Raw genomic sequence first — 14727 nt, 5'->3', positions numbered from 1 at the left:
CCTTCAAATTGATTCAGGGTTTCATTAAAGTACATGTTCAAAAAGTTCGATGAAAATGACCGAGAAGTTCAAGGCAGCGCAGCTTTGAGTAGCGCAGCGTATGCTTTTAATACGTGAGCACCGGAAAAGCAAGCTAACGAAGAAATTCGATGTGTCATTTTTATTGGACTTTTTGAATTTCCTTTTAAAGATTCATCGTATATTTGTTTAGCCTACAATAGCTAAAATATCATTTTCACGAAGAATTAAGTATTCAGTACCTTCATATTTTACTTCAGTACCAGCAAATTTAGAGAAAATAATGCGGTCTCCTTCAGAAACTTCTAAAGCAACTTTTTCTCCATTTTCCACACGTCCAGATCCTACTGCAACTACTTCACCTTCTTGCGGTTTTTCCTTTGCAGAGTCTGGAAGTACGATTCCGCTTGCAGTTGTTTCTTCTTGTTCAACAAGTTTGATAACAACACGATCTCCTAATGGTTTAATCATGTAGAATTGCCTCCTTAATTCCAAATCATTTTATTTTTATTAGCACTCTTGTCGAGTGAGTGCTAACTCCAATTAATATAATAATTAATTCTTGTAAAAAATGCAAGCATCATGATGTTGAATTTTTAGAAAAACTTATATTCATTTTTGAGAATACGTTGTTTTCTTTATACTTCATACTTTAAAACTTTTACTATGATAAAATACTTTTTTAGGCAGTGATTACTCATCTCATCGTAAAACGTTGGGAGTAATTTTGTAATACAAATATGCAAAATTGATTTTTTTCATCGTTTGATGCATGATTTCATGTACTTCTGATTATAATTTTCAGTGACAGTTGTGTTAGAATATACGTTATGATGAACTTGCACGTCTTTAGATCAGTGGTATCATTACCCGTCCAGCAAAATCACTTATGATGTTTTCTGCTTTACGGGACAAGATGGGCAGTTCCTTTTCCCAATGCTTTTTTACAGCTGTTTTTAATTTTAGATTAAAGGAGCGTTTTTATGACTCGAAGATATATATATGTCATGCTTACATATATCATTATGCAAATTTCTGTTTATCTTGCAGTACCATTACTGGTATTGGTATTCCATGCAGACCCGGTGCTTGCTAATATTTATTGGGCTGTTTTTAGTTTTGCTGCCGGCCTTGTGATTGTTCTATGGCTGTTAAGACCAGATATGCAGGTTCGGGCTCATCCCGACGCTGCTGGCGCTGGTGCTATCATTGTCTGGTCTGTTCTAGGAATTATTATGGCACTTCTTGCTCAAGGACTGGCTGCTACGATTGAATTAGAGGTATTTGGAATAGATCCTGGTTCAGAGAATACACAGGTTCTTATGGATCTTGCTCGTATTGCACCTATATTCATTATTCTTCCAGCAATTTTTGCGCCTATATTGGAAGAAATTATTTTCCGGAAAATCATTTTTGGATCTTTGTATAAAAAAATGAATTTTTTCTTTGCAGCCTTTATTTCATCTCTTATCTTTGCCGTGATTCATTTAGACTTTCTGCATATACTAGTGTATACAGCAATGGGATTTGTTTTTGCATTCCTTTATGTACAGACAAAGCGTATTATTGTACCAATCATCGTGCATGCAGGAATGAATACTCTTGTAGTAGTGGCTCAACTTACATTAGATCCGGAAAAAATTCAACAACAGCTTGAACAAACAATTTTATTCTTTGGAGGGTAACATGCATCGACCTTATTTAGTTAAAGCAATTGTTTATGTTTTATTCGGTGCTTTATTTGTTTATTTAGGTATCCTAAGCAAAGGGGCAACCGTCTGGGATACTATTACACTTATATTGGCCGCATTTGCAGCATTAAATTTTTATGCCGGATTTCGGATGCTGCGATTTTATTTTAAAATAAAGAATAAAAAATAAAAAACTAGCTCTTAAACAGTCTCTTTCATTTCAGAAGACCTTTAAGGGGCTAGTTTTTTTATGGATAAACAATGTCCAGACTATCCTATTCCTTTTCTAAGGAATAATGCTTGAGAAAATATACAAGCGATTGTAATTCTACTGTTAAATCGATATGATGCACACGAATATGATTTGGAACAGTAATACGTGCCGGCGTGAAGTTCAGGATTCCTTTAATACCTAGATCAACAAGTCTCTTTGCAGTTGCATCTGCTTCTTCAGCCGGGATAGTTAAAATGGCGACCTCAATTCCCTTTATTTTCTCTTCTAATTCATCCACATGATAAACCGGAACTCCGCCAACTTCTGTCCCTACTTTTGATTTATCTGCATCAAATGCCATCGTGATCCGAATATTATTATTTTTTAAAAAGTTATAATGTAAAAATGCAGTACCCAGATTTCCGACACCGATTAAAGCAACGTTGGTTATCTCATGCTGATCCAGTGTACTTTTAAAAAAACCTAATAAATACTCAACATTATATCCATATCCCTTTTTCCCAAGAGCCCCAAAGTAGGAAAAATCCCTGCGGATTGTTGCAGAATCTACTTTAACAGCATCACTTAACTCTTTAGAAGATACGCGCATCTTCCCCTGCTGATATAAATTATTGAGAAATCGATAGTATAAAGGCAAACGCTTTGCTGTTGCCTGTGGAATTTTATTTTGTTCCATTGAAACGGCCTCTCTTCGGTTACTAAGTATAGAAAACAAATATTTTACCATAATCAAATATTTGTAAATATAAGTTTTCTTTGTAGTGCGTGTTCAAAAAGTTCGATAAATAGGATCAAGAAGTTCAAGGCGACTAGCTTTTTCCGAACGGACTTTCACAGGATGTGATGACTTCTGTGTTGTCCGCAAATGTTTTCCGTGGGACGAGTAATCGCAGTCCCAGTCCCAATGGAAAAAGCTAGTCAACGCACTTCTCACGTGTTGCGATGGCTTCTGCGTTGCCCACACGACGTGGGCGTTCTTAGTAGAAGATCCTCTTATCGCTGCGTCATCTTTATTGGACTTTTTGAACATCCTCTTATATTTCAAAAAATAAATAATGCGCTAGCGCATTCTATACTATTAATATTAACAGAAATAGAGCCGAGTTGGCGAACTTTATTATAATTTTATTGTAGCTTCCATTTGGATACGTTACACTTATAGATGGAACCCTATTCCCTTTTACAGGATTGTTCAAAAAGAAAGGATAGTAACTGCATGTATCCTTTCATTATTTTATTTACTTTTTGAACAGCTTTTTTGTGAGTTAGAAAGGATGGCAATGATGATTTTAATGCAATTAAATGGAATCTCTAAATCCTTTGGAGCAGAAGAGATTCTTTCTAATATAAAAATTGAGATTAAAAATAATGAGCGTATTGCAATAGTCGGCCGAAACGGAGCCGGAAAATCGACCCTGCTAAAAATCATGGCGGGCGAAACCTCTTATGATGAAGGAGAGATTTTCAAACCAAAAGATTTAACATTCGGTTACCTCTCGCAGCATATGACTTTAGAGTCTGGAAAAACAATTTGGAAGGAAATGCTGGATGTATTTACTCCGCTTTTGGCAATGGAGAAAAAATTACGTGAACTGGAATCACAGATGGCAGATCCTTCTGCAATCGATCAATCAGCTTACCAACAGCTGCTTGAAAGATATGACAAGCTTCAAAATGATTATCAATTGAGCGGCGGATATGTTTATCAAGCAGAAATCAAGTCCGTATTAAATGGACTATCCTTTGGAGATTATGATTATGACACATTGATTACGGATTTAAGCGGTGGACAGAAAACAAGACTAGCACTCGGGAAGCTTCTCCTGCAAAAGCCGCAGCTTCTTATTCTGGATGAACCGACAAACCATTTGGATATTGACACACTCACATGGTTAGAAGGCTATTTAGTAAATTATCCGGGTGCCATCGTTATTGTATCGCATGACCGTTATTTCTTGGATAAAACCGTATCTATTGTTTATGAAATTTCCAGACACCATTCCAAAAAGTTCCATGGGACCTATAGTAATTATTTGACTCAGAAAGCCCTGGATTATGAACAGGAGAAGAAAGAATTCGAGAAGCAGCAGACAGAGATCAAGCGCATGGAGGATTTTATCCAGCGTAATCTGGCACGCGCTTCAACAACCAAGCGTGCACAAAGCAGACGAAAAAAACTTGAAAAGATAGAGCGCCTCGACCGCCCTTCGGGTGATGAATCCTCTGCATCTATTTCCTTCCAGATTAACCGTTTAAGCGGAAATGATGTACTAAAAATAAAGGATTTAGCTTTTCAATATCCAGATACAGACCAGCCGATTTTTCAAAATATTTCACTTCATGCCAACCGCGGCGACCGAATTGCATTGGTCGGTCCAAATGGTGTCGGCAAAACAACGTTATTAAAAAATATTGTAGGTAAGCATCAGCCTAATCATGGTGAGATACAATTAGGTACAAACGTTCAAGTAGGCTACTATGATCAGGAACAGGCAAATTTAAATTCTAATAAAACGGTTCTTCAGGAGCTTTGGGATGATTATCCCTTAATTAATGAAAAGGATATTCGTACTATCCTGGGAAATTTTCTGTTCTCTGGTGAGGATGTATTAAAGCCTGTATCAGCCCTGAGCGGCGGTGAAAAATCAAGACTGGCTCTGGCAAAATTAAAAATGCAAAAGGCAAATTTACTGATACTTGATGAGCCGACAAACCATTTAGATATTGATAGTAAAGAAGTATTGGAAAGTGCTTTAATTGATTTTCCTGGAACAATTGTATTTGTTTCTCATGACCGTTATTTTATTAACCGAATCGCTGATCAAGTTGCAGAAATGCAGGCTGGCAATGTAAAAATATATCTTGGCGACTATGATTATTATTTAGAAAAAAAGGCTGAAGAAGAAGAACGGCGTTTGTTAAAATTACAAGAACAGCAGATGGATCAGGAAGAGCCTGCTTCCACTGCAAAAAAGCTCAGCTTTCAGGAAGATAAACAACGCCAACGCGAGGAACGAAAACGAAAACGACGAATTGAAGAACTCGAAACATTGATTGAAGAAAAGGAAGCAGAAATTGCTGCGATTGAACTGGAAATGACCAATCCAGATGTATTTGATGATCATAAAAAGACGATGGAATTAACAGATAAATTATCAGCTTTAAAAGAAGAGCTGGATGTCTTTATGAATGAATGGGCAGTATTAGAAGAGAATTAAGCAATTGATATAATTTTCAGATTGTTGTATACTGAGAGCAGGCATAATGATGGCCTGCTTTTTTTATATACTGTACAGGTTTAAAGCAGTAATCACTCTTCCTATGATAGATAATCTAATGTGATAAATGGAGGTTGTTGTCCCGTGGCGATACCCATCGTTACTTTTTTGTTTTTTATTCTTGTTAGTTTAACGTACTACGCATTTAAGGAAACAACGTTATCTGCCCCAATCACTGAAGAAGTACGTTCCGATTCTATTCTTCGTTTTCTTCCCTTTGCGGTCATTTTTATCGGCCTCTTCAGCAGCGTATGGCTTACTGTGGCTGTTTCACTTCCAATTGTCCGGTATTTCTCCAATTCTGTTTCGCCATTCTCTCAAGCAATAAATGAATTCATTATTGTGCTTGGTTTTAGCATGCTATTATTTGGAATTTGGGTCAGTTTGGGATTCTTATTACCAAAGTGGCTGACTAAAAATCATCCTCAGCTTGTCAGGAAAGGATTATCTCTGGTATTCCGCAATTCCATCGGGAAAGCAGAAATAAATTTACAGACATCTTCGAACAAAAGCCCAGGTGAAGCTCAAAATATTATTGAATTCAGTGGAAAAGACGTAGGAGAAATTGCAACGCATCGTACCGACTTAACTGTTCTGCAAATAGATGCAACACTGGAGGAAGTATTTTCCCTCGTTCAAGAGGTAGAATTTACAAGAATTCCGGTTTACGAAGAGGATATTGATCAAATTGCAGGTATATTATACGTAAAAGACTTCTTTCGTGTTCTAAAAACAGGCGTGTCCCCTGCCTTCTTCTCCTTAAAAAACATTATTCGTCCTGCAGTATATGTCAGAATGAACCAGGAAATTGATGATATTTTTAAGGAAATGAGGGAAAGAAATTATACGATTGCCATCGTTCTCGATGAATTTGGAGGAACGCATGGATTAATTACATTAGAAGATATTATCAGAGATATTACAAAAGACTTGTTGGAGGATCAAAAGCCAATTGCGGCTGAATCAAAGGATATTCTGCCTCTTACCGGCAGCCGTTATCTGATTAATGGATCAACCAGCTTATTTGATTTAGAAGGTACACTCGGTATAGAGTTTCCCATAGATACACCACATCAAACATTAGACAGCTTTTTATCTGATTTAACTGCCAGTCAGCCTGAAAATCAGAACAAAATACACTTTAAACATCTGTTATTTAATATACAGTCTGTGAAGAACGGAAAAATTGAATCAGTAATTGTTACCGTGCATGATGAGGATACTATAGAGCATCAATTTATAGGTTAGTTTTAATTATAAAGCAAAAGCGCATCAAGATTAAAAAATCTCTCATGCGCTTTTGCTTTATTATTTTTATTTAAATAAATAGTCATTCTGTATGGTTTCTTCTACGGCTACTCTATAAATAACTGCTACACCCAGCATCGTTGACATCACCGAGCTTCCTCCATAGCTTATTAAGAGTAAAGGAATACCCGTAATTGGCATAATTCCAACTGTCATACCGATATTTTGAAAAACATGGACAAGCATTAAGCTTAAGAATCCAAAACAAAAATATGCTCCAAACGGCGAATGCTTATAAATATTTAAACCAAGTGTTACTAATTTATATAAAAACATGAAATAAAGAAGTACAACAAAGGCACTGCCAACAAAACCAAAGCTTTCTCCTATAACAGAGAAAATAAAGTCGGTCTGGGCTTCCGGATAATTCACCTCAATGCTTCCCATTCCTTTTCCAAACAATTGACCTGAACCAAGTGCCATATGGGAACGTTCAAAGTGAAAGTTGGCATCCGATGACTGCTGAGACGGATCAAACCAGGTCATTACACGGTCGATTTGATAAGGTTTTACCCCAATTGTTTCTTCTGCAAAGTTTGGAAATTCAATTACTATTAGTAAGGCACCTGCAACAACGACAACTCCTGATATAATTAAAGAAAAGATAATTTTCCAATTAATCCCTGATAAAATAATCATCATCCCAGAAATAAATAAATATACCATTGCTGTTCCAAAATCCGGCTGCAGCATAATCAGAAACACAGGGATAGCCGTATACAACAGTAATTTTCCAAGAAGCCGTATATCTGTTTTAAAGGTGCTTACTTCAAATTTTTCTTTATGTTTGCTAATCACTGCTGCCAAAAAAAGAATTGTAGATATCTTAACAAACTCCGCTGGCTGTAAAGTCAGCCCTGGTATAAATGTGTACCAACTTTTTGCACCGTTTATGGATCTCGCAATAAATTCCGGACTGATTGGAAGCAAACCTAATAATACAACACCTGCTAAATAAATATAAAGACTCGTTTTATATAATTGCTCTAAATCTAAAAACTGCACAGCTGCAATCATTCCAATTCCAATGCAGTAGAAAACCATTTGCCGGATCACAAAGTTTGTATTATACTGCTCCAGCTGCTGTGCATTATATATCGCTAAAAAACTTATTATCGCAAAAGCTATCAATAATAAGATTAAATCGGTTTGAAAGTAATAATTTTGTTTTTTATTCATCGGACTCCCACCAAATTTCTTCTGTCGCTACCCTGTCGTTTTATGAAGCTATTCCAGCCTTAATTCTTCATAATTCTCATTAGCGAAAATTCAAAATAGCCATTATTCCATAAAGACCTCATCACGTATTTATCCATAGACTTCGTTGATTAGCTATTATTATTCTAACATTAAAGAAGGATTTGCGTTTAAATCAAGTGCAGCAAATTTTTCTTTTTTGTATAAGATTGTCCCCGCAGCTGCAATCATTGCTGCATTATCCGTACATAAATGAATCGGCGGAATGTACAATTCAATATCCTCGCTGCTAAAACGTTTTTTCAGACTTTCCCGTAAGCCTTTATTTGCTGCAACACCACCCGCAACAATAACCTGCTTTACATTATATTCCTGTGCTGCGCGGTATGTTTTTTCAGTTAATACCTCAACTACACTTTGTTGAAAGCTTGCTGCAACATCTGAAGGATCTAATGTTTCACCACGCTGCTCTGCATTATGAAGCGTATTGATAACAGCCGATTTTAAACCGCTGAAGCTAAAGTCATAGCTTCCTTCCTCCAGCCATGCACGTGGGAAATCAATCGTTACTTTTCCTTCAGCACTTAAACGGTCGATTTCCGGACCGCCTGGATAAGGAAGCTTCAGCATTCTTGCCACTTTATCATAAGCCTCTCCTGCCGCGTCATCTCTTGTTTCACCAATCAGCTCATACTCATAATGGTCTTTCATGATAACAAGCTCTGTATGTCCTCCTGAGACAATCAGGGCTAATAAAGGAAAAACAAACTCGTTTTCCAAACGGTTCGCATAAATATGGCCGGCAATGTGATGTACACCGATAAGCGGCTTATTTTTTGCAAAGGCGAGAGCTTTTGCTGCATTAACACCAACAAGAAGTGCTCCTACTAGCCCCGGTCCCTCTGTAACAGCAATTGCATCAATATCATCCCAGATTACTTCTGCTTGTTTTACTGCTTCTTCCAAGACCATTGTAATTTGTTCTACATGGTGTCTGGAAGCTATTTCGGGAACAACTCCGCCAAAACGCTTATGGCTTTCGATTTGAGAAGCAACCACATTAGAAAGGATTTCACGCCCATTTTTTACAATAGACGCTGCTGTTTCATCACAGCTTGTTTCTATGCCTAAAATTATTGTATCTTTTTTCATTTTAAATTCACCCACATTACAATAGCATCTTCAAAATTATCCGTGTAATAATGCTTTCGAATCCCGCCGGGAACAAGCCCGAATTTCCTATATAAGGATTGTGCAGCCATATTTGAAATGCGCACCTCCAAGGACAACCGCTCTACTCCTTTACCCGCCATAAATGTTAGAGCATACCCAAATAGCTTTTCACCAATTTTGCGTCCACGCATATCGGGATGTATAGCAAAGTTTGTAATTTGTCCATCTTCAAATACGATCCACGTGCCAATATAGCCAATAATTCTTTCATCCAGACAGGCTACAAAATAATAAGCATGATCGTTTTCACACAGCTCTTTATGAAAAATCTCCACATCCCATGGACCTGAAAATGACGCCTCTTCTACTTTCATTACCCCTGGAACATCCTCCAAATTCATCTGCCGAATAATAGCCTCGCTCATGAATCTGCTTTTTCCTTTTGCTGCTTTTGCCAATTTGCTTCAGCCTCTGCCAAACGGAGATAATTCGGCACAAGTATATGAGCAGGACCAGCTTCTCTTTCTCTACCTAATAGAGCCAAATGTACTGCTCTGGGAAACTGCAATGACGCATCAGCAAATACAGCTTTGTCCTGTAAACACTCTGTAATAAGCTCTTTAAAAACCTCTGTGTCCTGACTTAAAAACAATACTTTTTCGCCTGACTTCTTCAGCTTTGCCAGCCATTCTGTCATTAATATATTTTCTTCTTCCATCACAGTTTCAAGCTTTTCATTTTTCCATTGATACGCACCCGTATATACTAAACCGCGTCTGGCATCAAAAAATGGACAAATGATTCCATCAAATAAAATCCCCTGATAAGCTAATGCTTCTAAGCTGGATACACCAATAACCGGTATATCTAATGCCCAGGCCATTGTTTTCGCTGTGGCTAAACCAATTCGGACTCCTGTATAAGAACCAGGGCCTTTGGCAACGATAATCCGATCTAATTCAGAAGGTTTAACATTCACATCCTTCATCAGTTTTTCCACTGCCGGCATTAAACGCACGGAATGATTTTTAGCAATATTGGTCGTGATTTCACCGATTAATTGTTTATCGTCTAATAATGCCACACTTAAAACCTGATTGGAAGTATCCATCGCAAGTATTTTCATAAAAAAAACTCCTAACTCAATGCTTTGACAACTTGTTCAAAATGCTCCCCGAAAGGAGTAAGTGTTATTTCACGCTGATTATCGTTACCTGTATAACAAAGCGTAATATCCAAACGCTCTTTTGGCAGAAAATCTTCAACAAAACTGGCCCATTCAATCACGGTGATGCCATTCCCAAAGAAATAGTCATCAAAGCCAATATCCTCCATCGAATTCTCCAAACGATACACGTCCATATGATAAAGCGGCAGACGGCCACGGTATTCCTTTACAATGGTAAAAGTCGGACTGCTGATATTTCGCTTAACATCCAGCCCTTTTGCCAGACCTTTCGTAAAGGTAGTCTTTCCAACACCTAATTGTCCTTCAAGTGTCAAGACATCATTTGGTTGTAATTCTTTCGCTAAACGATACGCAAAATCCTGTGTATCGTTTTCTGTTCTTAAAAGCATTTGCAACGTATCCACCTACTTTAAATGTGTGTATCCACTTTTCGTTAACTGCTTTATCTCTTCCTTTGATTGAATAAGAACACGAGGTTCTTCTGTTTTGCGAACATAGCCAATCTGCTTAATCGGCGTATTTGCCTGATGAGCGATTTCCTGCACCCTTGACCATTCCTTTTCTGGCACTGTCCCTAAAAGCTCAAAGTCTTCTCCTCCTGACAGTTTCCATTCGTATTGCTGCTCTTCAGAAAATTGATAAAAGGTTTGAGAAACAGGAACCTTCTCTTCTATAATAATAAGCTCCACTCCGGAAGCCTCTGCTATTTCATTTGCTTCATTTGAAATTCCATCACTAATATCATTTAATGCCACACGTTCTATTTCCCGTAACCCTAATGCAAATGCTGCTTTTGGCTCCGGTAATCGATGGCGTCTTATATAATAGTCTTTGTCTTTACATTCCTGCTGATGCAGCAATATCTCAAGTCCAGCTCTTGAATCTCCTAATGTTCCTGTCGCAAAGATAATATCTCCCGGCTTGGCATGGCTTCGATACCTTGCTCTTTCTTTTGGCACATAGCCCATTGCTGTAATCGAAATCATTAAACGATCACTCGACACCGTGTCTCCGCCAATTAAGTCCATTTGATATATCGACGCAAGTTCATGCATTCCTTGATAAATTTCCTCTAATGCCTTCTGACTCCACTTTTTTGGAATACACATAGAAACCAAATAAAAGGCCGGTTCAGCCCCCATTGCGGCTAGATCACTAATATTTGCAGCCAATACGCGATATCCGATATGAAAAGGCTCCATCGTATCTAAAGAAAAATGAATATCTTCCACAAAAGTATCTACTGTTGTGACAATGTCTGAAGTACTGCGAAAAACGGCGGCATCATCTCCAATTCCTTTGATCAATGTCGGCTGATTATATGCTTTTGGTTTAATAGCATTAATAAATGAAAATTCATCCACGATATCACCAATTCCTTTATTTCTGGTTGGAAAAGTATAAGAAAGATAACAGGTTAAAGAATGTTCGGCTTCATTCCTTATGAACTGGATTCTGCAATTCCCCGCTCATTTACGGAAATACTGGATCAGCCATATTTTTATGTTATTAGGAGACCTTAATACAATCTTTTTTAATCTATTACTTATCATAGCAAATCAAAGACAAAAAATAAAAATTTATGTCATAAAAATAGCTACAAATTATTGCTGCAGAACGTTTTACTTATTTACAGGCTGATTAGTATACCGGCCCATTTATGGCATTAAAAAAACACATGTTTCTTAGCGGAAACCATGTGTTGCAGTTTACTATTATTTTAAAAAATCATGGCGGTCCGGACGGGACTCGAACCCGCGACCTCCTGCGTGACAGGCAGGCATTCTAACCAACTGAACTACCGGACCTAAAGTATGTAAAGTATCAAAGCTTATCCAGTACTTCGATGGTGAATCTGGATCTTATTTGGTTGCGGGGGTAGGATTTGAACCTACGACCTTTGGGTTATGAGCCCAACGAGCTACCGAACTGCTCCACCCCGCGATATGAATAATTAGTATTTTTTTCAATTCCTTATTTAAGGACAAGGTTTATTATATCTCCTTTTAAGGAATAATGCAATACCTTTTTAAAAAATTTTTATTTTTATTTGCTTATCATGAGTTTATCCAGAATGTGGAGTGATTATAACTATTTTGAATGATATTAAATAATTACTTGATAGAAGATACCGATATATGTTTTTTTTAAAGCAGCTATTATCATTCAAAATATCATCTGATATAATTTGTTAATATGTGCCATTTAATCTATATCATCTATAATTTCAAAAAGCACCAAATAAAAATAAGGAGAATATTGAATTGACCTTTATAACTGCTTTTATCCTCATCCTATTAATTATTGTAAAGTTATTTGAGGATATAACAATTACCCAAATTCTGAACATCTCCTCATAGAACCAAGAAAAAATTCTTTTCAGGCCAGTGAATGGAACGAGCATTCGTTTACTACAAAGCAAAAGGTTGAAACCTTTGAGGCAGTAATATCAGGCAAATAAATTGCTTGTCTGATGATATTATTTATAAAAAAAAACGCTTATTTTGTCAAGTCTAATAGACAAAATAAGCGTTTTTTACAGACTGTTATTGAGAATAATAGACCTTATCGATCTGACTCCAGTATGAAAAAGGAATCTATATTTTTATATTCATTTATCATTCTCTCATATTAAATCACATATTTTTTTATAATCAGCGTCTGTACAATCATAAACATTCCTCCGACAGCCCAATACAAAGGCAAAGCTGCAGGCGCATTTAAGGAAACTACTCCAATCATAATTGGGGATATAAAGCTCATAACTGCCATTTGCTTTCGCTGAGCTTCATCCAGACCAATAAGACTTACTCTTGCTTGAAGATAGTAAATAAGTACAGCAAAAACAACAAACAAAATATCTGTTTCACCTAAGCTAAACCAAAGAAATGAATGTTCAGCTATTTCCGGGGTTCGCATAATAGCATAATAGAATCCCAGGAGAATAGGCATCTGAATGATCAGCGGCAAACAACCTACAGCCATCTTTACAGGATTAAAATCGTGCTTTTTATAAACCTCACTTAACTCTCTCTGCATACTTAACTGATCTTCTGTACTGCTCTTCCCTTTGTATTTTTTTTGAATCTCATCCATCTCAGGCTTCATAACAGCCATTTTCTTTTGCGAGTCTTTACTATTCTTTGACTGACGAATAAAGAACGGCATTAACACAAATCGGATAATAACTGTAATCAATACAATAGCAATCCCATAGTTACCCTGAAACAAAGAAGCAATCTTTTTTATCAACAGAGAAAAGGAATATACAAAATAATGATCAAAGAACCCCGTTGATGAGCTGTCAATAGGTGCGTTATTACCTCCGCACCCCGCAAGTACAAAGACAAGCAATAGTACTAAAATTAAAAACCTGTATTTTTTAAAGGCTGTGAGTAAGCCATGTTTTTCCATAATTGTCCTCCTCTTATTTTAAACTCATTTTTAAAACAAGAGGATAGGTTGTCTATTTTATCATCTTTTTGGTCTATTCTTTTAAATGTTATGATAAGCCAAATCATAAAGGGTTCATTAATAATTAACGTCTTCCCCATTTGATTCTTATTAATTTTAATATTTTGGTGCCTGCCCCCAAAAGAATATTCATAGACAACAGGGGTATTATGATGCAGATTAACAAAATACATAATTCCCATTGTCATCAAAACAACACCAAAGTACATATAAAAGATGGAAGAATCTATAAAAGTATTATTAAACAACTCTAAAAACATAGTTACTCACCTCCTTTACTAATTTAAAAGTTAACGTTTAAGTTAATTATATCAAAAAAATAAAGGATTTCCTATCTGCAGCTACTTTGAGAAAAAAAGCAAATTATTATTATTTTGCTTTTGTATTACTTTAGGTCATAGAGTAAAATAATATAAAAATATCTGACTACACTCACGCTAAAGGAGCTTGCGAAATATGACAGTATATATTGCATTGTTACGGGGTATTAATGTAGGTGGAAAAAATATGATTAAGATGGCGAAATTACGAGAATCCCTTACAGCAATAGGTTTAGAAAACGTTCAAACGTATATACAGAGTGGAAATATTTTATTTCAATCAGATAAGCAGGAAAAGAAACTTAGAGAGGAAATAAAGCATAAAATTATGGAAGATTACAGACTCTCTATTCCAGTCATTCTGAGAACCGCAGAGGAATGGGAACAATTAACGACAGCTTGTCCCTTCTCCGCTGAAGAAATCAAAATAGCTGAAGCAGATTCTGTAGGAGAGAGTCTCTACGTGGCCTTTTTCCCAAGCAATCTGTCTATAGTTAATTTAGAAAGCTTACAAAGCTTCCAAAACGAAAAAGAAAAATATCATATTCAAAACAAAGAAATCTATCTTCTGTTTTATGACAGCGTCCGTAACTCTAAACTGGCAAATCAGCTTCAAAAATTAGATATTCAATCTACAACTCGTAATTGGAAAACAGTCAATAAGTTGGCAGCAATGGCCAAAACAATGAAATAAAAAGAATGAGGTGAAAAAATATTTAAACATTTCTTAGCGGAGCAAGTAAGCCCATCCTCAAAGCACACTGGGCTTATTTTTCAGCCGCATTAATACTTACTTATTCAAAAAAAGAGCTAAGCATTAGTATGCTTAACTCTTTTTCATTGT

The 14727-nt window shown here is 36.5% G+C and carries 15 protein-coding genes and 2 tRNA genes; 5 read left to right on the top strand and 12 right to left on the bottom strand.

Features of this window, described 5'->3' with window-relative positions:
• Positions 1-207 precede the first annotated feature (207 nt).
• Complete coding sequence (gene groES / locus OSO01_RS19450; RefSeq protein ID WP_040983890.1) at positions 208-489, bottom strand: co-chaperone GroES; 282 nt, start codon at positions 487-489, stop codon at positions 208-210.
• Between the two features lie 512 nt (positions 490-1001).
• On the opposite strand from groES, the gene OSO01_RS19445 reads away from it, so the two are divergent.
• Entirely contained in the window at positions 1002-1703 is a 702-nt protein-coding gene (locus tag OSO01_RS19445; protein ID WP_147212143.1) for a CPBP family intramembrane glutamic endopeptidase, read from the top strand.
• A 1-nt stretch (position 1704) separates the two neighbouring features.
• Entirely contained in the window at positions 1705-1899 is a 195-nt protein-coding gene (locus tag OSO01_RS19440; protein ID WP_147212142.1) for a YdiK family protein, read from the top strand.
• A gap of 85 nt (positions 1900-1984) precedes the next feature.
• On the opposite strand, the gene OSO01_RS19435 is transcribed toward OSO01_RS19440, so the two are convergent.
• Positions 1985-2620, bottom strand: a complete 636-nt coding sequence (locus OSO01_RS19435) for a redox-sensing transcriptional repressor Rex (protein WP_147212141.1) — start codon at positions 2618-2620, stop codon at positions 1985-1987.
• Between the two features lie 607 nt (positions 2621-3227).
• Here OSO01_RS19435 and OSO01_RS19430 point away from each other — a divergent pair.
• The gene (locus tag OSO01_RS19430; RefSeq protein WP_147212205.1) at positions 3228-5162 is read left to right on the top strand and encodes an ABC-F family ATP-binding cassette domain-containing protein; all 1935 of its coding nucleotides are present in this window, start codon (positions 3228-3230) and stop codon (positions 5160-5162) included.
• A gap of 144 nt (positions 5163-5306) precedes the next feature.
• Entirely contained in the window at positions 5307-6470 is a 1164-nt protein-coding gene (locus OSO01_RS19425) for a CBS domain-containing protein (RefSeq protein WP_147212140.1), read from the top strand.
• A 66-nt stretch (positions 6471-6536) separates the two neighbouring features.
• Here OSO01_RS19425 and OSO01_RS19420 read toward each other — a convergent pair whose 3' ends face one another.
• The 10 genes from OSO01_RS19420 to OSO01_RS19375 all read right to left on the bottom strand — a co-directional run bounded on the left by OSO01_RS19420 (position 6537) and on the right by OSO01_RS19375 (position 13823).
• Entirely contained in the window at positions 6537-7709 is a 1173-nt protein-coding gene (locus OSO01_RS19420; protein WP_147212139.1) for an FtsW/RodA/SpoVE family cell cycle protein, read from the bottom strand.
• A gap of 159 nt (positions 7710-7868) precedes the next feature.
• On the bottom strand, positions 7869-8879 hold the full coding sequence (tsaD, locus tag OSO01_RS19415; protein ID WP_147212138.1) for a tRNA (adenosine(37)-N6)-threonylcarbamoyltransferase complex transferase subunit TsaD: 1011 nt from the start codon (positions 8877-8879) through the stop codon (positions 7869-7871).
• Positions 8876-9325, bottom strand: a complete 450-nt coding sequence (gene rimI, locus OSO01_RS19410; protein ID WP_147212137.1) for a ribosomal protein S18-alanine N-acetyltransferase — start codon at positions 9323-9325, stop codon at positions 8876-8878. Before rimI ends, tsaD begins: the two co-directional genes overlap by 4 nt.
• Positions 9322-10026 carry a tRNA (adenosine(37)-N6)-threonylcarbamoyltransferase complex dimerization subunit type 1 TsaB gene (gene tsaB, locus OSO01_RS19405; RefSeq protein WP_147212136.1) on the bottom strand — a complete coding sequence of 235 codons (705 nt, stop codon included), beginning with the start codon at positions 10024-10026 and terminating at the stop codon, positions 9322-9324. The genes rimI and tsaB overlap by 4 nt, the downstream gene beginning before the upstream one ends.
• A gap of 11 nt (positions 10027-10037) precedes the next feature.
• A complete protein-coding gene (gene tsaE, locus OSO01_RS19400) occupies positions 10038-10478 on the bottom strand; it encodes a tRNA (adenosine(37)-N6)-threonylcarbamoyltransferase complex ATPase subunit type 1 TsaE (protein WP_186813714.1) in 441 nt (146 codons plus the stop codon).
• A 15-nt stretch (positions 10479-10493) separates the two neighbouring features.
• Complete coding sequence (gene thiL, locus OSO01_RS19395; protein ID WP_147212134.1) at positions 10494-11453, bottom strand: thiamine-phosphate kinase; 960 nt, start codon at positions 11451-11453, stop codon at positions 10494-10496.
• 367 nt (positions 11454-11820) lie between these two features.
• Positions 11821-11897: transfer RNA gene (locus OSO01_RS19390), tRNA-Asp, on the bottom strand.
• A gap of 59 nt (positions 11898-11956) precedes the next feature.
• Positions 11957-12033 (bottom strand) — tRNA-Met (locus tag OSO01_RS19385).
• 687 nt (positions 12034-12720) lie between these two features.
• Positions 12721-13503, bottom strand: a complete 783-nt coding sequence (gene yidC / locus OSO01_RS19380) for a membrane protein insertase YidC (protein ID WP_147212133.1) — start codon at positions 13501-13503, stop codon at positions 12721-12723.
• Positions 13455-13823 (bottom strand): hypothetical protein, encoded by a 369-nt coding sequence (locus OSO01_RS19375; RefSeq protein WP_147212132.1) that lies wholly within the window; start codon positions 13821-13823, stop codon positions 13455-13457. The genes yidC and OSO01_RS19375 overlap by 49 nt, the downstream gene beginning before the upstream one ends.
• A 196-nt stretch (positions 13824-14019) precedes the next feature.
• Between OSO01_RS19375 and OSO01_RS19370 the strand changes: the two genes are divergently transcribed.
• Entirely contained in the window at positions 14020-14577 is a 558-nt protein-coding gene (locus OSO01_RS19370; protein WP_147212131.1) for a DUF1697 domain-containing protein, read from the top strand.
• Positions 14578-14727 lie beyond the last annotated feature (150 nt).

The sequence above is a fragment of the Oceanobacillus sojae genome, assembly GCF_007991515.1.
GTDB lineage: Bacteria > Bacillota > Bacilli > Bacillales > Amphibacillaceae > Oceanobacillus > Oceanobacillus sojae.
Note: the sequence above shows the minus strand (reverse complement) of the source record. Positions and strands in the feature narration are given on the sequence as shown.